Below are 23,382 nucleotides of genomic sequence, written 5' to 3' on the forward strand. Positions count from 1 at the left end.
CTCACGCATGCGCCGGCGGGAAAAGCCCGCGCGGCTTGACGGCCAGAATGACGGCCATGACGACATAGATCAGCATCGAGGCCATGGCCCCGCCGATCATGCCCGCCTGGGACGGATCGACGAATAGCGCCAGAAGCTGCGGCAGAAGAAAACGCCCGAGCGTATCCGTCACGCCGACCAATAGCGCGCCATAGAGCGCTCCCTTGATCGAGCCGATGCCGCCGATGACGATGACGACGAAGGCTAAAATCAGCACCGGTTCGCCCATGCCGACCTGCACCGATTGCAGCGCGCCGACAAGTGCGCCGGCAAGACCCGCGAGCGCCGAACCCAGCGCGAAAACCAGCGTGTAGAGCGTGCGGATGTCGACACCGAGCGCGCCGATCATCTCACGATCGCTTTCCCCGGCGCGGATGCGCATGCCGAGACGGGTCTTGCCGATCAGCAGATAGAGGCCGAGCGCGATCAGCGCGCCGACAGCGATGATCGCCAGGCGGTAAACCGGATAAGTCGCGTCTCCCGGCAGGGTGACGACGCCCTGCAGCAGGGCCGGAATATCGAGATAGAGCGGGAAATCACCGAAGAGCCAGCGGGTGCCTTCGGAAAAGATCAGGATCAGCGCAAAGGTGGCCAGAACCTGATCGAGATGATCGCGGTCATAAAGCCTGCGGATGACGGCAAGCTCGACGATGGCGCCGGCAGCGGCCGCACAGGCAAGGCTGGCGATCAGGCCGAGCCAGAACGAACCGGTCCAGGCAGCGACAGCGGCGCAGGCGAAAGCGCCGACCATGTAGAGCGAACCGTGAGCAAGGTTGATGAGGCCCATGACGCCAAAAATCAGCGTCAGCCCGGCTGCCATGAGAAACAACATGACGCCGAGCTGGATGCCGTTCAGCAACTGCTCGAGAGCAAGTGCAAGTGTCACAACAGATCCTTAGATCTTGCAGTCTTTGGCATAGGCATCACCGTGATCGGTGAAGATCTTTTCGACCGTCTTGTTAGTCAGAACGCCGTCCTTCTTCACCACTTCCGTCAGGTAGATGTCCTGGATCGGATGCTGGTTGGTGTTGAACTTGAAGTTTCCGCGCGGCGACTTGATGTCGGCCTTCAACAGTTCGTTGCGGAATGCATCGGCATCCTTGACGCTGGCCTTGGCCGCAGCCGACAGGATCAGCTGTGCCGCATCATAGGCCTGAACGGCGTAGATCGACGGAAGGCGGTTATATTCCTTCTGGAAATCGGCCGTGAACTTCTTGCTGACATCGGTGTCGAAATCGGGCGCCCACTGGCCGGAGGCCTTGGCGCCGAGCGCCGCATCACCTATGGCCGGCAGAACGTCCTGGCTGAAGGAGAAGCCCGGGCCCATGACCGGGATCTTTACGCCCGACTGGGCGAATTGCTTCATGAAGGCGATACCCATACCGCCGGGCAGGAAGACGAAGATGCCATCGGCACCGGATGCGCGCATCTGGGCGATTTCGGCGGCGTAATCCGTCTGGCCGACCTTGGTATAGACTTCGCCGGCAAGCTCGCCCTTGTAGTAACGCTTGAAGCCGGTCAGCGAATCCTTGCCGGCCGGATAGTTCGGCGCGAGGATGAACATCTTCTTGTAGGTCTTGTTGGCGTATTCGCCCATTGCTTCATGAAGATTGTCATTCTGGTAGGCGGCGTTGAAATAGAGCTTGTTGCAGCCCTGGCCGGCGAGCGCTGCAGGCGCTGCATTGGTGGACACGTAGAACTTGCCCTGCGCCACCGCGCCCGGAACGACCGCCATCAGCAGGTTCGACCAGACGATGCCGGTCAGCACGTCCACCTGATCGCTCTGGATCATCTTGTCGGCGATCTGCACGGCAAGTTCCGGCTTCTGCGCGTCGTCTTCGGTGACGACGGTGATGTCCTTGTTGCCTGCTTCCTTGATCGCCAGCATGAAGCCGTCGCGGGTATCGACGCCGAGGCCTGCACCGCCGCCCGAAAGCGTGGTGATCATGCCGATCTTGAGCGGCTCGGCCATTGCCAGACCCGATGCACCGAGGCTGAGCGCCATCGTGGCGGCTGCCAGCATTTTCTTCATTGCGGTACTCCCCTTTTTTGTCGTTCCCCTGTCCCGCGTGACCTGCATCTTTGCCTGTCGTCACGACGGAACCGTTACCTTCCACATTCCCAAAAAAACGTCCACCTCCGGCACGGTGATTTCGCCGGTGGCAGCGCAATTTACGCCGAAAGCGCCTGCTTCAGTCGAAAACGCTGGATCTTGCCGGATTCGGTCTTCGGCAGCGTGTCGGTGAAGATGACCGAGCGCGGATATTTGTAGGGCGCGATCACCGCCTTCACATGTTCCTGCAGAAGCTTCGCCATGGCGTCGCAAGGGTCTGAACCGGGCACAAGAACCACATGCGCCTCGACGATCATGCCGCGATCCTCGTCCGGCACGCCGATCACCGCGCATTCCTGCACCGCCTCATGCTTCAACAGCGCCGCTTCCACTTCCGGGCCGGCAATGTTGTAGCCGCCGGAAACAATCATGTCGTCGGAGCGAGCGGCGAAGTGGAAATAGCCGTCCGCATCCTCCACGAACGTGTCGCCGGTGACATTCCAGCCGCCGCGGACAAAGTTTTTCTGCCGGTCGTCGGCGAGATAACGGCAGCCGATCGGGCCGCGAACAACGAGATGACCGGGCGTGCCGCGCGGCACTTCGTTCAACTCGTCATCCACCACCATCGCCTGATAGCCCATCAGCGGCTTGCCGGTGCTGGATGCCCGAAAGTCGTTCAGCCGGTTGGAGATGAAGATATGCAGCATTTCGGTGCCGCCGATACCGTCGAGGATCGGCGTTCCGGTCTTTCGCATCCACTCGTCGAAAACCGGTCCGGGCAGCGTTTCGCCGGCAGAGACCGCGATCCGGAGCGAAGACAAATCCGCACCGCCATCCATTGCCGAAAGCATGGCGCGATAGGCAGTCGGCGCGGTGAAACAGATGGTCGCCTTATGCGTCTCGATGATTTCGATCAGCTTCGGCGGGGAGGCATTTTCGAGAAGCGCAGCACTCGCGCCAAAACGCAGTGGGAAAACGGCCAGGCCGCCAAGCCCGAAGGTGAAGGCAAGCGGCGGCGAGCCGACGAAAATATCGTCCGGACGAACGTTCAAGACTTCACGCGCATAGGCATCGGCGATGATCAGGATATCGCGATGGAAATGCATCGTCGCCTTGGGCACGCCGGTCGAGCCGGAGGTAAAGCCGAGCAGCGCCACGTCGTCGCGACCGGTTTTCACCGCCTCGAACTTCACCGGCTTGTTAAGCGCCGCACGATCCAGTTCGGCATCGTGATTGGCGGTGCCGTCGAAACCGATGACCTGGGTCAGGAAATCGCTTTCCTTGGCGGCGGCAACCAGTTCGTCCATCAGTCGCGTGTCGCATAGCGCCAGCGTCACTTCAGCCTTGTCGATGATTTTTGCGAGTTCGCCTGCGCGCAGCATCGGCATCGTGTTGACGACGACGGCACCGGCCTTGGTCGCGGCCAGCCAGCAGGCGACCATGGCCGGATTGTTGGCCGAGCGGATCAAAATGCGGTTACCCGGCCTGACCCCGTAATCCTCGGTCAAAGCCCGGGCGATGCGGTTCGTCCAGTCGGTCAGTTCCTTGTAGGTGCGCTGTCGGCCGTTGCCGATCAGCGCCGTATGGTCGCCGAAACCGCGCTCGACCATACGGTCGGTCAGCTCGACGCCGGCATTCATCCATTCGGGGTATTCGAAGCCATCGAGCCTTATTTCCGGCCATTCTTCGAAGGGCGGAAGGTTATCGCGGGCATAGGTATCCTGATGGCCTGACGGTCCCAGCATAATCACGTTCCCATTATTCTTATCGATGTGGCTTTTTGCCTTTTGTTCAGAATTGCACCGAGTTCCGACACTGGCAAGAGAGAAATTTTAAGTTTGTAATATTTTTCGGAAGCGCCTGTTTTCGCGTCATTCTTTCCGATGAAAGGGCTGGTCAGAGGCCGTCGATGCGGTATGTCTTGAGAGAAAGAAGCAGGTCAGGAGAGCCGCATGCGCCACAAGATCACCGACTGGGACGACGCCTATGCCAACGGTATCAACATTCCGCAGGGCGATCGCTGGCCGGATGCATGGGCGGAACCGGCGAAGACCTATCGCGAGCGGATGGCCGAGACCGGACAGGCGAAGCTTTCCCTGAGCTACGGCGACAAGCCGCGAAACCGTTTCGACCTGTTCCTGCCGGCCGGCGATCCGATCGGCCTTGTCGTCTTCGTCCATGGCGGCTTCTGGCTCCGGCTCGACAACAGCTATTTCTCGCATCTGGCCCATGGCGCGGTGGAAACCGGCTATGCCGTGGCGATGCCGAGCTACACGCTGGCGCCCGAAAACCGGATTTCGGGCATCACCAAGGAGATCGGCAAGGCCATCGAGGCCGCTGCGGAAATCGTCTCCGGCCCGATCAGGCTCACCGGGCATTCCGCCGGCGGGCATCTCGTCACCCGCATGGTCAGCGCGTCCTCGCCGCTGCCGGAAGATATCCGCAAGCGGATCGTCAATGTCGTATCGATCTCGGGCGTCCATGACCTGCGGCCGCTGATCGGCACACAGATGAACAGGATGCAGCAGATCGATATCGAGGAAGCCTATCTCGAAAGCCCCGCTCTGCTCGAACCGCTGCCCCGTACCCGTCTCACCTGCTGGGTCGGCGGCGCAGAGCGCTCGGAGTTTCTGCGCCAGAACGCGCTTCTCGCCAATATCTGGAAGGGGCTGGGGACAGAGACGGATTGCGTCGAGGAGCCGGACCGGCACCATTTCAACATTCTCGACGGGCTTGCCGATCCGCATCACCCGCTGACGGAAGCGCTGCTGACGTGATGGCGTGAGGCCTCTTTAAAAGCGGCACGAACTGCCGTAACCGGAGACCATGACGAAACAGGTAGCAATCATCGGCGGCGGGCCGGCAGGACTGATGGCAGCGGAGGTGCTTTCCGCAGCCGGCCTCTCCGTCACCGTCTATGATGCAATGCCGACTTTCGCGCGCAAATTCCTGCTGGCCGGCAAGTCGGGGCTGAACATCACCCATTCGGAGGATTTCGCCCGTTTTGCCGAGCGTTTCGGTCAAGCCACCCCTCACCTGCGCCCGGCGCTCGATGCGTTTACACCGGATGATGTGCGCCGATGGGCGGCGGAACTCGGCACCGAAACATTCATCGGCACATCCGGCCGGGTTTTCCCGACGGTGATGAAAGCCTCTCCGCTGCTGCGCGCATGGCTGAAGCGACTGGAAGCGCAGGGGGTCACGCTCAAGACCCGGCATCGCTGGACGGGCTTTGACGGTAATGGCTACCGCTTCACGACGCCCGATGGTGAAATCACCATCCAGCCCGACGCAGCACTTCTTGCGCTCGGCGGCGCAAGCTGGCCACGGCTTGGCTCTGACGCTGCGTGGGTGCCATGGCTGAAGGATCAGGGCATAAAGGTTCACGACCTGCAGCCGGCCAATTGCGGTTTCGATGTCGACTGGAGCGGGATCTTCGTCGAACGCTTTGCCGGTGCCCCGCTGAAATCCGTCACGACAACATCCGATGCCGGAACATATCCGGGCGAATTCGTCATCTCGAAACATGGGATCGAGGGGAGTCTCGTCTACGCCCATTCCGCCGCGCTGCGCGACCGTCTTTTACGTGACGGGAAGGCCGCGCTTAACGTCGATCTGATGCCGGGCCGCACGCAGGATCGCCTCGCCCGCGATCTCGCAAGGCAGGATGCCAAGGCAAGCTTTTCCAACCGGCTGCGCAAGGGAGCGGGGCTCGATGGCGTCAAGGCCGCATTGCTGCGCGAACTATCCGCGGATGCCAATCGCCTGATGCCGGAGCAACTCGCCGAGTTGATCAAAGCACTACCGATCCCGGTTCTGCGCCCTCGCCCGATTGCCGAGGCAATTTCATCTTCCGGCGGCATCGCGTGGAGCGATATCGACGAGCGCTACATGCTGAAATCCCGTCCCGGATTGTTCGCGGCCGGAGAAATGATCGACTGGGAAGCGCCGACCGGCGGATATCTTCTGACCGCATGCTTTGCGACCGGGCGCGCGGCCGCACGCGGCATTCGGAACTGGCTCTCTGACAGTTAGTTTGGACAGGACTGCGGCCCTTTCTGCCGCTATTGTCATGGATCAATGCCGTGAAGCGGTTTTGCGGCAGATTGCACGGGAATACACCCCAACCACGCTCGTCCAATGACACGCCAGAGACGTCGACACATCATCCGCAAACGGCGGACCACAACCGGTTTGGCGCTTGTCGCCGCGGTCTCCTTCATTGCCGGCATGACGGATGCGATCGGCCTCATTCTTTCCGGCGATTTCGTCTCCTTCATGAGCGGCAACACGACACGTGCAGCGATATCCGTCGCCGATGGTGATTATAGCCATGCGCTGACCCTGTTCGGCGCGATATGGGTGTTCATTCTCGGCAATGCACTCGGCATCGTGCTTGCTCACCGTGTCTCGGCGCGGCGCGCCTTCGTCGTGCTATCGACCGTGGCAATCCTGCTTGCAGGCGCCTCCGTGCTGCCGGCGGATTATCTGCGGGTGCAATTCTATCTGGTTGTGCTGTCGATGGGGCTTATCAACGCGACTGTCGAACAGATCGAAGGCCTGCCGATCGGGCTCACCTATATTACCGGGGCGCTCTCTCGCTTCGGCCGCGGCATCGGGCGATGGATGATCGGTGATCGCAATCCGCGCGGCTGGCTGATCCAGACCGTGCCATGGACCGGCATGGCGGCAGGTGCCGTGACGGGAGCCTTCATCACCCATTCCATGGGCAAGGATGCACTGTCCGTCGTCGCCATGCTGACGATCATCGTCGCGCTGGCCACCCGTGCGCTGCCGCGTCCGCTCCACCTGCATTTCCAGCAGCCGATCGTTCACCGCCGCCGCGACGCGCTGTAAACTGCCCGCGAATCGAATTCGCGAGCGTCCATGTTTCTTCTCTCCAAGTTGTTCTGGGTTTTCGCCCAGCCGCTCTCCATCGCCTTCCTGCTTGCCACGCTTGCGGCAGTGCTCGCCTTCGTCGGCTGGCGACGGCTTTCCGGCCTTTCGGCATGTCTTGCGGCGCTGACGCTGTTCGTCACGCTGTTCACGACGACGGGCACGGTGGCTTTGCAGGTTCTCGAAGCCCGGTTTGAAAGACCGGCAGCCGATCCTGCCGACGTCTCGTGCATGATCATCCTCGGCGGTGCCTTCGACAACGAGATCAATACGGCGCGGGGTGGCATGGAGCTCAACCAGTCGGCCGACCGCTTTGTCGAAGCCTTGCGGCTTGCCCGTAACTACAGCCAAGCGCGCATCCTGGTTTCGGGCGGTGACGGGTCGATCAGCGGCACTTTCGAGGGCGAGGCGCAGACGGCGGAGCGTTTCTTTTCGGCCTTCGGCATCTCCTCCGACCGGCTGATCAAGGAAAACACCTCGCGCACGACCTACGAGAACAGCCTCAACACGGCCGAACTTCTGAAGGCGCAAGGGCTGGAAAACTGCCTGCTGATCACCTCGGCGTTTCACATGCCGCGCTCGGTCGGCCTGTTCGCCAAGGCCGGTATCACCGTCACGCCCTGGCCGGTCGATTATCGCACCAGCGGCGTGGTGAAGCCTGGCCTGGATTTTACCCAGCCGGCGCTCAACGCCCAGATCACCACGACCGCCGTGCGAGAGTGGATGAGCCTTGCCGCCTATTATCTGACGGGCCGGATCGGCTCATTCTTCCCGAAATAGCTATTTCTTCGAGATGGTCACGAATTTCGTTCCGCGAACGCGGACGCGCATTTCGCACGGCACCGCATCGGTTCGTTCGCAGAAGCGCGGATGCATCTGGAACATGAAGACCATGTTGCCGAAATACTGGACGAAATCGTAGCCGTAGACCTGCGCTGTGGCGATCATGATGTAACCGCCTTCCTTCGCCTGAACGTAGAAATTCTGCGGGCAGCCATCCTGGTTGCATCTTGGTCCGCGAACGCCGTCACAGGTCAGGTCGCTGTGATCGATGACGACATCGGTGATATTGTCGTTGTTGATATCGAAGCGCTTGACGAAATTCGGCCCGAAATCGACGGTCTTGCAGCTTTTCCTGAAGAAGCCCTTTTCGAACATTTCCGGATCTTGCAGCAGTTGCTGCTGGGCCGATGCCATGACGGGCATCATCACCAGAAGGGCAATGGCTTGGATTATCGCGACAAAATGCTTTTTCACGGCTTCACCACGGAAAAATTGATCTGTTCATGATGCCGTGGCACGGATGACGTGTAGATACGGCGCGGACTATATCCTCACCCCTTAGCCTCAGGCACTTGCGCGACGCTGGAGAACCACATGTCCCTGCTCATGATACTCGATTATGCGGGCGTTGCGGTGTTTGCCGCAACCGGCGCGCTGGCCGCCTCGCGCAAGGAGCTCGACCTGATCGGCTTCCTGTTCTTCGCAGCCGTGACCGGATCGGGCGGCGGCACGGTTCGCGACCTCATTCTCGGCCGCCCGGTCTTCTGGGTCATGGATCCGACCTATATCCTGATCTGCGTCGTGACCGGTGCCTTCGTCTATTTCACCGCCTATTACGTGGAATCCCGCTACAAGCTGCTTTTGTGGCTCGATGCGATCGGTCTTGCCGCCTATTGCGTGCTCGGTGCCGCCAAGGGCATGGCTGCAACAGGTTCGCCAACGATCGCGATCGTCACGGGCGTGATGACCGCCACACTCGGGGGCGTATTGCGCGATGTGTTGGCAAGCGAACCTTCGGTTCTGCTGCGGCCGGAGATCTACATCACCTCGGCATTGGCGGGCGCTGCAGCCTTTACCGCCGCCCATATGATGGGACAGCCGCTGATCGTCAGCGCCGGCTTCGGCGTGATCATCTCATTTGCCCTGCGCGGCGGCGCAATTCATTACGGCTGGACCCTGCCGCGCTACATGTCGCGGCCGGGCCGGCCTCCCGAAGAAGCTCTGAAAGCGAGTAAACGAAAGAAAAAGCGTTAGGAGCGTTTTTCGCGCAGGCGGATGACGACGTCGACATGGGCGATTTCCATGCCTTCGGGAGGTTCCGGCAGATTGCCGATCTCCAGATTGCCGACAGGAACGTCCAGGACTTCATTGCGGCCTTCGACGAAGAAGTGATGATGATCCGAGGTGTTGGTGTCGAAATAGGTCTTGGCGCCTTCGACGGCGAGAACGCGGATCAGGCCGGCTTCGGTAAACTGATGAAGCGTATTGTAGACGGTGGCGAGCGAGACCGGCACGCCGGCAATGATCGCTTCCTCGTGCAGCTCCTCGACCGTCAGGTGGCGGTCACCCTTGGCAAAAAGAAGATCGCCCAGCGCAACACGCTGGCGTGTCGGCCGCAAGCCATAATGGCGCAACTTCACTTCGATTTCGGGCATGGCTTCTGCCATTCTATCCTGGAGCTCCTGCAACTCGCGATACTTCTCAAGTCCCGGATATAACTTTTGGCGGCTTGAGTTTCAACAGTTTCCCGCGTCGGATGCGCGCGCGACGCCTCAAATATTCGGATTTTATGCCCGTCCCTCTGGTTTGCACGCTTCGGTTCCTATATGCGGACGTGACAAAACGACGTTCCAAGGCCCCTTAGCGAGGAGCCGGAATGTTCAAGACTTCAATTTTGGCCGTGCCTGAATTCAGGCTCTGCCCGCCTGACCTAGCGATCATAGGGGGACGCGGAATTCGATGACCACCAGACAGTCCAGCTTCAGCTACGAAGAAATTATCGCCTGCGCACATGGTGAACTCTTCGGACCGGGTAACGCGCAATTGCCGTTGCCGCCGATGCTGATGGTCCACCGCATTACCGACATTTCCGAAACCGGCGGCGCTTTCGACAAGGGCTATATCCGTGCCGAATACGACGTGAAGCCGGATGACTGGTATTTTCCCTGCCATTTCGAAGGCAACCCGATCATGCCGGGCTGCCTCGGCCTTGACGGCATGTGGCAGCTGACCGGCTTCTTTCTCGGCTGGCTGGGTGAAGAAGGCCGCGGCATGGCGCTTTCGACCGGCGAAGTTAAGTTCAAGGGCATGATCCGCCCGACCACCAAGCTTCTCGAATTCGGCATCGACTTTAAGCGCGTCATGAAGGGCCGGCTCGTGCTCGGCACCGCAGACGGCTGGCTGAAGGCCGACGGAGAAACTATCTATCAGGCAACCGACCTTCGCGTCGGCCTGTCCAAGGACAAGACGGCCTGAGTTGAACTCAAGGCCAACTGACGGAAACAACAAGGGTTACAGCAAATGAGACGGGTAGTTGTCACGGGCCTCGGTATCGTGTCCTCGATCGGTAACGACGCAGGCGAAGTCACCGATTCCTTGCGGGCTGCGAAATCCGGCATCTCCTTCTCTGACGATTTCGCAGAGCACGGCTTCAAGTGCCAGGTCTGGGGTAAGCCGAATATCGACACGACGGACCTCGTCGATCGCCGCGCCATGCGCTTCCTAAGCCAAGGCGGCGCCTGGAACCATGTGGCGATGAAGCAGGCTCTTGCCGACAGCGGTCTGGAAGAGAAGGACTACGCCGAAAACGAGCGTGTCGGCATCATCATGGGTTCGGGCGGTCCTTCCACCCGCACGCTGATCGAAGCCGCCGATATCACGATCAAGAACAACAGCCCGAAGCGCATCGGCCCGTTCGCCGTGCCGAAGGCGATGTCCTCGACCGCATCGGCCACACTCGCCACCTGGTTCAAGATCCACGGCGTCAACTACTCGATCTCGTCGGCCTGCTCGACCTCTGCGCATTGCATCGGCAATGCCGCCGAGATGATCCAGTGGGGCAAGCAGGACATCATGTTCGCCGGCGGCCACGAGGATCTCGACTGGACCATGTCGAACCTGTTCGACGCCATGGGCGCCATGTCGTCGAAATATAACGCCAATGCCGCTTCCGCCTCGCGCGCCTATGACGCCGATCGCGACGGTTTCGTCATCGCCGGCGGTGCAGGCGTTCTGGTTCTCGAGGAACTGGAACACGCCAAGGCTCGCGGCGCCAAGATCTACGCTGAAATCACCGGTTACGGCGCAACTTCCGACGGTTACGACATGGTTGCCCCGTCGGGCGAAGGCGCGATCCGCTGCATGCGCCAGGCACTTTCCACCGTGAAGGGCGAAGTCGATTACATCAACACCCATGGCACCTCGACGCCGGTGGGCGATTCGAAGGAAATCGGCGCGATCCGCGAAGTCTTCAAGGACAAAATCCCGCATATCCAGTCGACCAAGTCGCTGACCGGCCACTCGCTGGGCGCTGCCGGCGTGCAGGAATCGATCTACGGCCTTCTGATGATGCAGGCCGGCTTCATCGGCGAAAGCGCGCATATCCAGAACCTCGACCCGGAATTCTACGGCGTGCCGATCGTGCGCAAGCGCATCGACAATGCCAAGATCGATACAGTTCTGTCGAACTCCTTCGGTTTCGGCGGCACCAACGCCACGCTCGTATTCCAGCGCTACAACGGATAAGCCCAAACGGCTTGCCTCTACCGGCTGATCCAAGACGGGTGCGCATCATGATGCGCACCCGTCTTGCGTTTCAGGGGATGCCATCTAGCGCCACCTGGAAGACCGACGCCGCCTAGTCTCGCTTCCGTTTAAGGTCTTCAGCCGCTTGAAGATTTCCGGCCGCAGCTGCTTCCTTCAGCAACGTTTTTGCCCTCTTCGGATCTTCCGCCTCAATCAGATGGGCGAGCTTCCATTTCGCCCAGTGATCCTTTGTCTTCGGCAGGCTGAGCTCGAGATAGCGTCGCGCCAATGCGACATCCTGTTTCATGCCTTCGCCATCGGCAAGCATGAAAGCCAGCATGTGATAGCCCCAGATATTGTCGTTTTCGGCCGCCGTGCGATACCAGATGGCGGCGATTGCGGCATCGGCTGTTACGGCGATCCCCTTCTGGTAACACCAGCCGACCTTGAGCTGGCCATGCTTGTCGTTCCTGGCCGCAGCCTTCATGTACCAGCGAAATGCCTGGACCGGATCCTGAGCAAGGCCCTGGCCGTTTTCGTAGATCTCACCAAGCTTGTAGGCGGCAGCGATATTGCCCTTATCGGCGGCAAGCCGGAAATAATGGGCCGCAAGCCTCTGGTCGGCCGGGCCTGCCGCCTTGCGTCCCTGATGGACCTCGGCGGCGTTATACCATTCCCATGTGATACGGGCGGAATCGGAGAAGGCCGCGCTCGTGGCGGCAAACCATGTAACAAGAACCGCGATCAACCGTTTCATTCACGCGCCCCAAACCACCGAATGCAACCTTAATTTGCATTCGGTGAACTAGGCAAGTGTTGAATATGAACCGGGCGGCTAATCGCTGCGAAGCGTTACTTCTTGCCCCACATGACCTTGAACTTCGAGTTGCGGCAGGTCTCGCCGTATTCGCGGAAGGCTTCGGCCAGAACCGGCTCGTAGGGAAGGCCGCGGTTGGCGACCATCATCAGCCGGCCGCCCTGCTTCAGCGCTGCGGCCGCGGTGCGGATCATCGTCTTGCCCAGTTCCGGATCGGCGGCCTGCGCCTCATGGAAGGGCGGGTTCATGATGACGAGATCGTATTTTTCCTTCGGCGGCTCGGCTCCAAGATCCTGCCAGAAGAAACGTGCCTGCAGATCCGGGCAATTATGCGCAAGGTTCTGCTTGGCGAATTCCAACGCCCGGTAATCGGCCTCGAACAGGTCGATGCGGTTCACCCGCGGCGACTTTTCCGCAAGCATCACCGAGAGATAACCCCAGCCTGCGCCGAAATCGGCGACATTGCCGTCGAAATCGGTCGGGAAGCGGCCTGCGAGAAGCTCTGAGCCCGCATCGATGCGATCATGGCTGAACATGCCCGGAGCCGCCTGGAAGCGGCCCTCGACCGTTACAGCGGTCTTCTTCAATGCCTTGATCGCGTCACCGGCATCTTCCGGCCGTGCGAACCAGATGGCGACGCCATGATATTTCGGCGCGTAGTCGAGGATGATGCCGAGCTTCAGGAGCATGGTGCGGATTGGCTGGATGCCGTCTTCCTTGCCGCCGGCGACGACGATCAGGCCGCCGACCTTTACGCGCGCCAGAGCTTCCGCGATGCGGTTCTCGTTGTCACCGCGATGCTTGCCGCACAGAACCAGCGCGCCGTCGTAATCCTCGCCCTCGGCTTCGGGAAAGGCATTGTTGCGCAGGGCGCGGAAAAGCGGGCGGAACGGCTGCACAGAGGTAATATCCGCGTCGAAACCTTCCGGCCGCGCATTGCCGGCCTCGGCGCCGAGAAAGATCACCCGCTCGCCTTCACCGGGCATGGGCACGGCGTCGGTGACAAAAGGATGGAAGAGGGTTTTCAGCGCGTCGCGGCTCATGGGTTCGGACCTTAGCGGATCGTGTTTCTTGTCTATGAATAAAGAAAAGGCGCGGAAGAAGAAACTTCCGCGCCCTTCATTTCAATCGGTCGAAAGCTTATTCGGCAGCTGCGTCGCCGTCGGCCTTCTTGATTTCCTGGCCGGTGGCCTGGTCAACGACCTTCATCGACAGGCGAACCTTGCCGCGCTCGTCGAAGCCCATCAGCTTGACCCAGACCTTGTCGCCTTCCTTGACGACGTCAGAGGTCTTGGCAACGCGCTCGGAAGCGAGCTGCGAGATGTGGACCAGACCGTCGCGGGCACCGAAGAAGTTGACGAAGGCGCCGAAATCGGCGGTCTTCACAACGGTACCTTCGTAGATCACGCCGACTTCCGGCTCGGCAACGATCGAGTGGATCCACTTGCGGGCGGCTTCGATTTCCTTGCCGGAGGACGAGGCGATCTTGACGGTGCCGTCGTCTTCGATGTTGATCTTGGCGCCGGTCTTTTCAACGATTTCGCGGATGACCTTGCCACCCGAACCGATGACTTCACGGATCTTGTCGACCGGGATGTTCATCACTTCGATGCGCGGAGCGAATTCGCCGAGCTGCGAACGGCCTTCGGAGATGGCGTTGGCCATTTCGCCGAGGATGTGCTTGCGACCGCCCTGTGCCTGGGCAAGCGCGACCTTCATGATCTCTTCGGTGATACCGGCGATCTTGATGTCCATCTGCAGCGAGGTGATGCCGTCGGCAGTACCCGCAACCTTGAAGTCCATGTCGCCGAGGTGGTCTTCGTCGCCGAGGATGTCGGAGAGAACCGCATAACGGTCACCTTCGAGGATCAGGCCCATGGCGATACCGGCAACCGGCTTTGCCAGCGGAACGCCTGCGTCCATCAGGGCAAGCGAGGTGCCGCAAACGGTTGCCATCGAGGACGAGCCGTTGGACTCGGTGATCTCGGAGACAACGCGCAGCGTGTAGGGGAACTGTTCAGCCGACGGCAGCATCGGACGAATAGCGCGCCATGCGAGCTTGCCGTGACCGATTTCGCGACGGCCCGGCGAACCCATGCGACCGGTTTCGCCAACGGAGTAGGGCGGGAAGTTGTAATGGAGCAGGAAGCGCTCCTTGTACATGCCCGTGAGGCTATCGACATACTGTTCGTCTTCGCCGGTGCCGAGCGTGGCGACGACAACAGCCTGCGTTTCACCGCGGGTGAAGAGAGCCGAACCGTGGGTACGCGGCAGGAGGCCGACTTCAGAAACGATCGCACGAACGGTCTCGAGGTCGCGGCCATCGATACGGCTCTTGGTGTCGAGAATGTTCCAGCGAACGATCTTGGCCTGCAGGTGCTTGAAGATCGCGCCGATGACTTCGGCGGAGTATTTCGGCTCTTCGCCTTCAGGGAAGTAATGCGCCTTGACCTTGGCCTTGACGGCGTCGATGGCGGCGTAACGATCAGCCTTCTGGGTGATCTTGTAGCCTTCACGCAGCTCGGCTTCGAAATGCTTCAGCATGTCGGCTTCGAGTTCGGAATGGTCTTCCGGCTGGAAATCGCGCGGTTCCTTGGCAGCCACTTCGGCAAGCTTGATGATCGCGTCGATGACCGGCTGGAAGCCCTTGTGACCGAACATGACGGCGCCGAGCATGACGTCTTCGTTCAGTTCCTTGGCTTCCGATTCAACCATCAGGACGGCGTCCTGGGTGCCGGCAACGACCAGATCCAGAACCGACTCGTCCATCTCGTCGAGATGCGGGTTCAGAACGTATTCGCCGTTGATGTAGCCGACGCGTGCGCCGCCGACCGGGCCCATGAAGGGAACGCCCGAGAGCGTCAGAGCTGCAGACGTGGCAACCATGGACAGGATGTCCGGGTTGTTCTCAAGGTCATGCTGGACGACGGTAACGACGACCTGGGTGTCGTTCTTGTAGCCTTCCGGGAAGAGCGGGCGGATCGGGCGGTCGATCAGGCGCGAAACGAGCGTTTCGTTTTCCGACGGGCGACCTTCGCGCTTGAAATAGCCACCCGGGATCTTGCCGGCGGCATAGGTCTTTTCCTGGTAGTTGACGGTCAGCGGGAAGAAGTCCTGGCCCGGCTTCGGCGCCTTGGCCGAAACGACGGTGGCGAGAACGACGGTTTCGCCGTAGGTGGCGAGAACGGCGCCGTCAGCCTGGCGAGCGATCTTGCCCGTTTCCAGCTTCAGTGTACGGCCGGCCCATTCGATTTCGACGGAGTGGGTATTGAACATCTATTGTCCTTCAACGCGGGAAACGGCGTCTCGCCCCAGCCTTTAAGCTAAGGCGGCAACACGCTTCACCGCAGTCATTGCGACACATCACGGGCAAGACAACGAGAAGCTTTTCAAACTGACCGAAGCCGCCTAACGGCTCCGGCCAAAAGCGTCCGGCAATCCTGCCCCATGACAGGTCTGGTTTTGGTAGCGAAACCGGCCCACCCGGGTCCGCTTCAGTCTGGCACCCGAAGATGCCGAAATGGAGATCCGGCGGCCCCTTCCGAGGAAGAGCCCGCCGAGACCTTGTTAGCGGCGCACGCCCAGGCTGGTGATCAGCTTGGTGTAACGGGCTTCGTCCTTCTTCTTGAGGTAGTCAAGAAGCGAACGACGGCTCGAAACCATGGTCAGAAGGCCACGACGGGAGTGGTTGTCCTTCTTGTGGCCCTTGAAGTGTTCGGTCAGATTGTTGATCCGCTCGGTGAGGATAGCAACCTGGACTTCCGGCGAACCGGTGTCGCCTTCGACGGTTGCGTATTCCTTGATGAGTTCGGCCTTACGTTCTGCAGTGATCGACATCGTCTGATCCTTTATAATGGAGAGGAAATAGGGTCGCCAAAGGCCGGGATGTCGTCCAGCCTTGGCCATGAAAAGCCTCGGAGACCGAGAGCTTGCGGGGCCTATAGACGAATTTTGGAGAAAAGGAAAGAGGTGGACGCGGGTGGCGAGCTTGGAAGCCTCCTGCGAAGGAGTAATCCGACGTGAAGGATCCCCTCACCAACAAAATCTAAGACTTAGCTTCGCTAAGATCTTGATTTTGTAACCTCTCCCACAAGGGGAGAGGTAAAAACGCCGAGAGCGCAGCACCAGTATCTCTCCCCTTGTGGGAGAGAAAGCGATTTCAACATCTTAGCGCAGCTAAGTGTTAGAAATCGCAAGTGAGGGGATTTGTCTTTGGCGTTGATTTTACCCAAACACCCGCTTCGGGCGGAACTCGCCCTGGCCGATCTCGCCGATGGCGACCAGCTTGCCGCGCACGGTGGCATAGGCTTCCGGTTCTTCGACCGGGGCCGAGTTGCCGCGCAGGATGATCGGATTGCCCATCTTGATGCGATGCGCCTGCTCTTCCGTCACCGGCAGATGCGGCAGCGAGGACAAGGCTTCGGCCGTATCGATCAGATAGGCATCGAGCGCTGCGAGGCGTTCGTCGCGGTCCTCGATCTCTTCCAGCGCTACGAGATCGGCAAGCGGCACCATCTTGTCTTCGCCGAAGGGGGCGACGAAGGTGCGGCGCAGATTGGAGATGTGGCCGTAGCAGCCGAGATCGCGGCCGAAATCACGGGCGAGCGAACGGACATAGGTGCCCTTGCCGCATTCGACCTCGAAATGCGCCTCGTTTTCGCCGACACCGAGCAGCGTCAGGCGAAAGATCTCAACTTCGCGCGAGGGGATTTCGACCGTCTCGCCGTCGCGGGCCAGATCATAGGCGCGTTCACCAGCGATCTTGATTGCGGAAAACTGCGGCGGAATCTGCTGGATGGTGCCGGTATAGTTCGGCAGGAGATCGCGGATCGCCTGCTCGGCAGGGCGTGTCTCGGATGACGCAGTGACCTCGCCCTCGAGGTCGTCGGTCGAGCGTTCCTCGCCCCAGCTCACGGTGAATTCGTAGATCTTGCGGCCGTCCATGACGTAAGGGACGGTCTTCGTCGCATCACCCAGCGCGATCGGCAGCATGCCGGATGCCAGCGGATCGAGCGTGCCGGCATGGCCGGCCTTCTGGGCGTTGAGCAGCCACTTGATCTTGGACACGGCTTCGGTCGAGCCGAAATCCACCGGCTTGTCGAGGATCAGCCAGCCGGAAACAGCCCGGCCCTTGGGTTTGCGTGGTTTGGACATGCGTTCTCTTTAAGACTGTGTGTTATTCGTCGCCGCTCTTCGTCTCGCTGAGATCCCGCTGGACCTCGGGCGAACGGAGCAGTTCGTCGATCTTCTTGTAATTGTCGAAGCTCGTGTCGTCGCGGAAGCGAACCTCCGGCATGTATTTCATCTGCCGAAGCTGACCGCCGAGACGGCCACGAATGTATTTCGCATGACGGTTGAGCGCTTCGATCACCGCTTCATGATCGGGCACGCCCAGCGGCGTCACATAGGCGGTCGCGATCTTCAGGTCGGGCGACATGCGCACTTCCGACACGGAGATGACGGTCTTTTCGATCAGGTCGTCGCGCACTTCGCCGCGCTGCAGAACCTGGGTGATGGCGGCGCGAACCTGTTCGCCAACGCGAAGCATGCGCTGGGACGGCGCCGAAGATGTAGCCTTTGCCATGTCTTGTTCTCTTTGCTAACGCCGCCGGGGTTCGTCCCGCCAGGGTGAAACCCTTGGGCGCCTTTTCATTCAAGGGGCGTCAAATGACAAAGAGCCGGCCAAAGGTCAAGGCGCGAGCACCGATAAATCGCGTCCTGCCACCGCAGGACGCAGGCTTTGAGCTCAAGACATGACCGCGTTACGCCTGATCAGAACAGCGCGTCGTCAATGTCGTCATCGCTCACGACAGTTGCAACGACGGCCGTTTCGACCGGCGCTGTGGTGCCGAGAACCGCGGCATGCAGCTCGCGCTCCGAGACCATGGTGTAAAGCTTTCCGATCCGGGCACCTAGATCGGCCAGAGCCGGCTCCATACCGGCGGATGGTTGCGGCGCCTCGACCATGGCGATCTCGTCAGCGCAGTTGCGCAGGACTTCGCCGAGTTCCGCCTTGAAATCGAGCCGCGACAGGGAGTGCTCCATCTGGCCGATGGCGACGCCGCTCTGTTCGCTCAGGGCATCCATTTCGCGATCCATCCGGTCGCCGACGTCTCGGATGCTCTGCATTGCTCTGGCCAAACGATCGTCCAGCAATTCCTCGCTTTTGTCATCATGACCGGTATCGAGTTTGTCGGACGCGGTTTCCAGCGTCTTCAGTTCGACCAGAACCTTCTCCGCCGTTTCATCCAGCCGTGCTGCGAAGTTCCGCAATTCCGCGGTGACGACGTTGAGCGCCTTGCCATGCTCGCCGATCTTGCCGCAGCGCAGGTTGGTATTCAGCGCCATGTAATGAATGTCGGTGCGCACCAGCTGCAGCAGGCCGACACCGTCGATGAGTTCGCGGACGGTCGTGCCGGTCGCACGGCTCAGCTCTCCTGCTTCCAGCGCCACGGCCTCGATTTCCTGGACGGCCTCGCGCGCCACGCCGACATTGCCTTCGAGCCGGCGCATGGCGTTGTCGCCGCCGCCTTCGGTCATCATCCGGCGCAGGCCGTCGATCTCGGCGAGGTCCGAACGGAAGCTTGCGACGGTTTCCACGATCTTTGCCGTATCGCGATCGAAATCGTCGATCGACTGGCTGAGCTGCAGGGCAACGAGATTGGTGATGATCGACGACAGGTTCGCCCGGTCATCTGTCGTCAGCATCCCAGCCTCGGTTTCCACATAGGTTTCGAGAAGCGTCAGCGTGCTCTGGCAATGTTCGATACGCTGGCGGGTAATGTCGCCGATCTGCATGGCGGACAGGACGGAAGCGAGCTTGCCCTGGATGCCGGCCGCGATCTGGCGAACCCGCGCCGCGCGCTCGACCAGAACCTTCTGCTGGCTGCTGATCTCGGCGCCACCTGTCGAAAGGCCTGTCACGACGCCCGGGATGGTCGCTTCATAACGCTCGATCGTGGCGGTGCCGCGCTGCATGACCGAACCCAGGCCCGAACCGAGAGATTTCAGCTTGTCGCCGAACTCGTTCACCTGCCGGGTCCCGGCCTGGATGCGTTCGAGGATCTCTTCGGCAAAGCCGGCAAAGTCGTCAATTCCCGCGCCGGTGATCTTGGCGGTCACCGCAAAGGTGCGCAGGTAACGCATGGTTTCCTGCATATCGGCTACATGCGGCCGGAGGTTGCGTTCTGCCCCGGAAATATCGATGAAACCGGCCTGACGCGCCGTTTCGATCCTGCTGAGCTCGGAAAGCCGGCCGACAGTCTGCTGCAATTCGGCCATGGTGCTGGCCGCGGTTTCCTCATCCAGCGAGCCGGTGATCTGATCGAGCGAGCCGATCAGCTTGTTGAGAACGTCGAGAACCGAAAGAAGGGCCGCACCACCCTCAAGGAAACGCTCCTCGATACGGGACCGCGCCGTCTCCATGCGCTCCACGAGGCCCGAGACCGGGGCCGCGGCTGCAAAAAGCTCGGTCCCGCTCACCAATACTGCCGTAACTGCCACGTCGGCCACCCTTCATGCTCTGCCGGGGTTTCTCACCCTTTTCGGCAACGATTTGCCCTGTTCATTCTGGGACAACTCTCCGCCGGCAGCGCATGCCGGGCACGGGTCGTCCTCACATGCGGACAATCTGTCCCGACGACAGTTAACCGGGTCGAAACGGCGCGTTGCTTTCGCGGCGCGTGGTTAATTTTCGGCAGATATGAACATTAGCTAAACGCGAATTGTGACTATTTCAGATGAAAACTCACTGGCGCCAATTAACGCCTCATTAAGCATGATGGCCCAAATTTGGCAGACCATTTCAGCATATTCTAAGACTTTTGGAGAAGGTATGAATATTGCAAATCAACAAAACGAAGCATGCCTTCGCTTGCCCGAAAATCTGACGGTCCGGGCAATCGTCCCCGTACGCGAGGACATGCTGAAATTCATCGACGCACACGAGGCCGCCACGATCGAGCTTTCGGATGATGTGCAGGTCGACATCAGCTTCATCCAGATCATCGAGGCCGCCCGCGCTTACGCCGGAACGGCCGGCAAACACATCACGCTTGCGCAACCGGCAAGCGGCGCGCTGCTCGAAACGCTTCGCAGAAGCGGTTTTCTGGAAGGCATGTCGGACGACGACGCGAAATTCTGGCTTCACCAAGGGAAAATTCAATGACTGCCAATATCCTGACCGTCGACGACTCGGCGAGCATTCGCCTGACGACGCGGGTCGCGCTCACCAATGCAGGCTACCAGGTCACCGAAGCCGTCGATGGCGTCGATGGTCTCGCCAAGCTCAATACAGGCCAGTTCGATCTGGTCATCACCGATCTCAACATGCCCAATATGGACGGCCTGACAATGATCCGCGAGCTGCGCAAGCTGCCCGCGCATATGGGCGTTCCGGTGATCTTCCTCACCACCGAATCCGACGGTGAGATCAAGCAGCAGGCCAAGGCCGCCGGTGCTACCGGCTGGCTGACAAAACCCTTCGATCCGGAAAGCCTGGTCAAGATCGCCAAGAAGGTTCTCGGCAAATGAGCTTCCCTGATCCTATCGCGGTTTTCAGGACAGAAGCGGCCGAACTTCTGGAACAGATCGAAGCAGGGCTTCTCGATCTCAATGTGAATCTCGGCGACAAGGATCAGGTCGACGCGGTCTTCCGCGGCCTCCATACGCTCAAGGGCTCCGGCGCCATGTTCGGCTTCGAGGCGCTTGCGGCCTTTACCCATCATTGCGAAACGGCCTTCGACCGGGTGCGAAAGGGCGAGGTTCCGGCGACCCATGCCCTGGTTACCGCCGTTCTCGAAGCCAAGGATCATATGCGCGCGCTGGTGGAAACACCTGCCGGCGACCATGAGGCGATGAGCGAGGCACTGCTCGCCAATCTGCGCCGCGCCGTCGACGGCAGCGGCGATCCGGCCGCCGCACCTGCTTTTGCGGGTCCGTCCCAGACACTGTTCAAGCTCCGCTTCAGCCTGCCGCAAAATGCCATGGCCAACGGCACGAACCCGCTGCCGCTGCTCGATGAATTGCGCGATCTCGGCACCTGCCGCATCGTCGCCGATCGCTCAAGCATTCCCGCACTCGACGAGCTGGTTCCAACCGACCTCCACATCGCCTGGGATGTCGAGCTTCTGACGAGCGAACCGCGCTCGGCGATCGACGACGTGTTCATCTTCGTGATGGACGATATGGAATTGTCTGTCGAAGAAATCGCGGTTGCAGCGCAGGCACCCGTCGTTGCGGCACCGGCACGCCCGGCCACACCAGCCGTCGCGGTCGAAACAATAGCTTCTGCGCCAGTGACGGCCGCCGCCGCACCGGCTTCCGGCGACGGCAAATCCGCCAAGGCGAATGAAAATGTCCGCGTTCCCGCCGAACGTCTCGACGAGTTGATGGACCGGGTCGGCGAACTCGTCATTGCCCAGTCCCGGCTCTCGCAGCTTGCCGGCGGCAGCGGCGATCTCACGCTGCGCGCCGTGTCCGAAGATGTCGAACGCCTTTCCGGCGAGCTGCGCGACACGATGATGGTGCTGCGCATGGTGCCGGTCACGCATCTCTTCAGCCGCTTCCGCCGCCTCGTCCATGATCTCGCGAACGAGACCGGCAAGAGGATCGAACTCGTCACCGAGGGCGAAACGACGGAAGTCGACAAGAGCGTCATCGAACGCCTTGCCGATCCGCTCGTGCATCTGGTGCGCAATTCCTGCGATCACGGTCTGGAAACCGCCGATGAACGCTTGGCTTCCGGCAAGACGGAAGCCGGCCATATCCACCTGTCCGCCCGCCAGCAGGCCGGCGAGGTGATCATCACGATCAAGGATGACGGCCGCGGCATCAACAAGGATCGCGTGCGCGCCAAGGCCGAGGCTTCCGGCCTCATCGCGGCAAATGCCAGCCTCACCGACCAGGAACTCTACCAGCTGATCTTCCAGCCGGGCTTTTCCACCGCAAGCGAAGTCACCAATCTGTCCGGCCGCGGCGTCGGCATGGATGTGGTCAAGCGCACCATCGATGCGCTACGCGGCACGATCAACGTCGTGAGCCGTCCGGGCGAAGGGTCTGAAATCTCGCTCGCCATCCCGCTGACACTTGCCATCATCGATGGCCTGCTCGTGCGGGTCGGCAACGGCCGCTACGTCATCCCGCTTTCGGCGGTCGAGGAATGCCTCGAGCTTTCGGTCGAGGAGGACATGCGTTCGCGCGGTCGCAGCTTCATTTCGCTGCGCGACAGCCTCGTTCCTTTCCTTCGCCTGCGGGATCTCTTCCGCACCGGCACCAAACCCGACCAGTTCCAGAAAGTGGTCGTCATCTCGACCGGCTCGGAGCGCGTCGGCCTCGTCGTCGACCAGATCATCGGCGACCACCAGACGGTCATCAAGGGCATGTCGAAGCTTCACCATGACGTGGCTACCTTCTCCGGCGCCACCATTCTAGGCGACGGCGATGTCGCCCTTATTCTCGATGTCGGCCACCTCGTCGCCGAGGGCCAGCAGCAGGAGGCGCATCTGCGCGCAGCCGGATGAACCAGACGCTCAAGAAACTTTCTGAAGACCAGTGGCAAGGCCGCGACGAACTGGAGGTCCTGACCTTCGAGATCGCCGGTGAAACCTTCGCGCTCGAAGCCTTCATCGTTCAGGAAATCCTCGATCTTCTGCCGGAAACCAGTGTTCCGGGCGCCAAGGCCTTTGTCGGCGCGGTCATCAATTTCCGCGGCAAGGTCATTCCGCTTGCAGATATCAGGCTCGCCTTCGGCATGGAAGCGACGAAGCCGACTATCGACAGCCGGATCATCGTCATCGAGATCGAAATCGACGGGGAGCCGGTGCTTGCCGGGATCCGCACCGACAAGGTGAATGAAGTCACGACGCTGCTGCAATCCGCCAGCGAACCGCCGCCAAGTGTCGGCATGCGCTGGCGTCCCGATTTCATCAACTGCCTGGTCAAACGCGGAAGTGAGTTCATCATCCTTCCCAACCTGCAGGTCATCTTTTCAGCCAAACATGAGCATGCCTCAGCCGCGACACCCCACGGCTGATCCCATTGCGACGGAGAT

General features: G+C 60.6%; 23 protein-coding genes. 11 read left to right on the forward strand and 12 right to left on the reverse strand.

From position 1 onward, the window contains the following. Window position 1 precedes the first annotated feature (1 nt). From JNB91_RS11375 to JNB91_RS11385, 3 genes are all read right to left on the reverse strand, one after another. Window positions 2–925: a branched-chain amino acid ABC transporter permease gene (locus tag JNB91_RS11375; RefSeq protein WP_220325615.1), complete on the reverse strand. Its 924-nt coding sequence runs from the start codon at window positions 923–925 to the stop codon at window positions 2–4. Window positions 926–934: 9 nt separating this feature from the next. Further along, window positions 935–2,071, reverse strand: coding sequence for an ABC transporter substrate-binding protein (locus JNB91_RS11380; RefSeq protein ID WP_220325616.1), 1,137 nt, complete (start codon window positions 2,069–2,071; stop codon window positions 935–937). Between the two features lie 140 nt (window positions 2,072–2,211). Next, complete coding sequence (locus JNB91_RS11385; RefSeq protein ID WP_220325617.1) at window positions 2,212–3,837, reverse strand: AMP-binding protein; 1,626 nt, start codon at window positions 3,835–3,837, stop codon at window positions 2,212–2,214. A 207-nt stretch (window positions 3,838–4,044) separates the two neighbouring features. Between JNB91_RS11385 and JNB91_RS11390 the strand changes: the two genes are divergently transcribed. From JNB91_RS11390 to JNB91_RS11405, 4 genes are all read left to right on the forward strand, one after another. Then, entirely contained in the window at window positions 4,045–4,869 is an 825-nt protein-coding gene (locus JNB91_RS11390; protein WP_220325618.1) for an alpha/beta hydrolase, read from the forward strand. Between the two features lie 49 nt (window positions 4,870–4,918). After that, a complete protein-coding gene (locus JNB91_RS11395; RefSeq protein ID WP_220325619.1) occupies window positions 4,919–6,127 on the forward strand; it encodes a TIGR03862 family flavoprotein in 1,209 nt (402 codons plus the stop codon). Between the two features lie 105 nt (window positions 6,128–6,232). Next, entirely contained in the window at window positions 6,233–6,949 is a 717-nt protein-coding gene (locus tag JNB91_RS11400) for a YoaK family protein (protein ID WP_220325620.1), read from the forward strand. 30 nt (window positions 6,950–6,979) lie between these two features. Continuing rightward, window positions 6,980–7,768, forward strand: coding sequence for a YdcF family protein (locus tag JNB91_RS11405; RefSeq protein WP_220325621.1), 789 nt, complete (start codon window positions 6,980–6,982; stop codon window positions 7,766–7,768). Here JNB91_RS11405 and JNB91_RS11410 read toward each other — a convergent pair whose 3' ends face one another. Continuing rightward, on the reverse strand, window positions 7,769–8,197 hold the full coding sequence (locus tag JNB91_RS11410; RefSeq protein ID WP_206825103.1) for a hypothetical protein: 429 nt from the start codon (window positions 8,195–8,197) through the stop codon (window positions 7,769–7,771). Between the two features lie 168 nt (window positions 8,198–8,365). Here JNB91_RS11410 and JNB91_RS11415 point away from each other — a divergent pair, with 168 nt between their 5' ends. Further along, window positions 8,366–9,025, forward strand: a complete 660-nt coding sequence (locus tag JNB91_RS11415) for a trimeric intracellular cation channel family protein (protein WP_220325622.1) — start codon at window positions 8,366–8,368, stop codon at window positions 9,023–9,025. Here JNB91_RS11415 and irrA read toward each other — a convergent pair. Continuing rightward, window positions 9,022–9,438: an iron response transcriptional regulator IrrA gene (gene irrA / locus JNB91_RS11420; protein ID WP_112506937.1), complete on the reverse strand. Its 417-nt coding sequence runs from the start codon at window positions 9,436–9,438 to the stop codon at window positions 9,022–9,024. The genes JNB91_RS11415 and irrA overlap by 4 nt on opposite strands. A gap of 292 nt (window positions 9,439–9,730) precedes the next feature. On the opposite strand from irrA, the gene fabA reads away from it, so the two are divergent. Both fabA and fabB read left to right on the forward strand, forming a co-directional pair. Further along, window positions 9,731–10,246 carry a 3-hydroxyacyl-[acyl-carrier-protein] dehydratase FabA gene (fabA, locus tag JNB91_RS11425; RefSeq protein WP_220325623.1) on the forward strand — a complete coding sequence of 172 codons (516 nt, stop codon included), beginning with the start codon at window positions 9,731–9,733 and terminating at the stop codon, window positions 10,244–10,246. A 45-nt stretch (window positions 10,247–10,291) separates the two neighbouring features. Continuing rightward, the gene (fabB, locus tag JNB91_RS11430) at window positions 10,292–11,515 is read left to right on the forward strand and encodes a beta-ketoacyl-ACP synthase I (RefSeq protein WP_220325624.1); all 1,224 of its coding nucleotides are present in this window, start codon (window positions 10,292–10,294) and stop codon (window positions 11,513–11,515) included. A 112-nt stretch (window positions 11,516–11,627) separates the two neighbouring features. Here fabB and JNB91_RS11435 read toward each other — a convergent pair whose 3' ends face one another. From JNB91_RS11435 to JNB91_RS11465, 7 genes are all read right to left on the reverse strand, one after another. After that, a complete protein-coding gene (locus JNB91_RS11435) occupies window positions 11,628–12,272 on the reverse strand; it encodes a tetratricopeptide repeat protein (RefSeq protein ID WP_220325625.1) in 645 nt (214 codons plus the stop codon). Between the two features lie 95 nt (window positions 12,273–12,367). Further along, window positions 12,368–13,375 carry a class I SAM-dependent methyltransferase gene (locus tag JNB91_RS11440; RefSeq protein ID WP_220325626.1) on the reverse strand — a complete coding sequence of 336 codons (1,008 nt, stop codon included), beginning with the start codon at window positions 13,373–13,375 and terminating at the stop codon, window positions 12,368–12,370. Window positions 13,376–13,472: 97 nt separating this feature from the next. Beyond that, window positions 13,473–15,608 (reverse strand): polyribonucleotide nucleotidyltransferase, encoded by a 2,136-nt coding sequence (gene pnp, locus JNB91_RS11445; RefSeq protein WP_220325627.1) that lies wholly within the window; start codon window positions 15,606–15,608, stop codon window positions 13,473–13,475. Between the two features lie 291 nt (window positions 15,609–15,899). Continuing rightward, window positions 15,900–16,169, reverse strand: a complete 270-nt coding sequence (rpsO, locus tag JNB91_RS11450) for a 30S ribosomal protein S15 (RefSeq protein WP_112459048.1) — start codon at window positions 16,167–16,169, stop codon at window positions 15,900–15,902. A gap of 387 nt (window positions 16,170–16,556) precedes the next feature. Continuing rightward, window positions 16,557–17,486 carry a tRNA pseudouridine(55) synthase TruB gene (gene truB / locus JNB91_RS11455; protein WP_220325628.1) on the reverse strand — a complete coding sequence of 310 codons (930 nt, stop codon included), beginning with the start codon at window positions 17,484–17,486 and terminating at the stop codon, window positions 16,557–16,559. Window positions 17,487–17,508: 22 nt separating this feature from the next. Further along, a complete protein-coding gene (rbfA, locus tag JNB91_RS11460; RefSeq protein WP_220325629.1) occupies window positions 17,509–17,916 on the reverse strand; it encodes a 30S ribosome-binding factor RbfA in 408 nt (135 codons plus the stop codon). A 188-nt stretch (window positions 17,917–18,104) separates the two neighbouring features. Beyond that, a complete protein-coding gene (locus tag JNB91_RS11465) occupies window positions 18,105–19,835 on the reverse strand; it encodes a chemotaxis protein (protein ID WP_220325630.1) in 1,731 nt (576 codons plus the stop codon). Window positions 19,836–20,058: 223 nt separating this feature from the next. On the opposite strand from JNB91_RS11465, the gene JNB91_RS11470 reads away from it, so the two are divergent. The 4 genes from JNB91_RS11470 to JNB91_RS11485 are packed head-to-tail and all read left to right on the forward strand — an operon-like array spanning window position 20,059 to window position 23,364. After that, window positions 20,059–20,499, forward strand: coding sequence for an STAS domain-containing protein (locus tag JNB91_RS11470; RefSeq protein WP_220325631.1), 441 nt, complete (start codon window positions 20,059–20,061; stop codon window positions 20,497–20,499). Beyond that, window positions 20,496–20,864, forward strand: a complete 369-nt coding sequence (locus JNB91_RS11475; protein WP_220325632.1) for a response regulator — start codon at window positions 20,496–20,498, stop codon at window positions 20,862–20,864. Before JNB91_RS11470 ends, JNB91_RS11475 begins: the two co-directional genes overlap by 4 nt. Next, window positions 20,861–22,852 (forward strand): chemotaxis protein CheA, encoded by a 1,992-nt coding sequence (locus JNB91_RS11480; protein ID WP_220325633.1) that lies wholly within the window; start codon window positions 20,861–20,863, stop codon window positions 22,850–22,852. Before JNB91_RS11475 ends, JNB91_RS11480 begins: the two co-directional genes overlap by 4 nt. Further along, window positions 22,849–23,364, forward strand: a complete 516-nt coding sequence (locus JNB91_RS11485; RefSeq protein WP_220325634.1) for a chemotaxis protein CheW — start codon at window positions 22,849–22,851, stop codon at window positions 23,362–23,364. Before JNB91_RS11480 ends, JNB91_RS11485 begins: the two co-directional genes overlap by 4 nt. Window positions 23,365–23,382: the final 18 nt, after the last annotated feature.

It is taken from the genome of Aliirhizobium wenxiniae (genome assembly GCF_019511445.1).
In the GTDB taxonomy this organism is placed as follows: domain Bacteria; phylum Pseudomonadota; class Alphaproteobacteria; order Rhizobiales; family Rhizobiaceae; genus Neorhizobium; species Neorhizobium wenxiniae_A.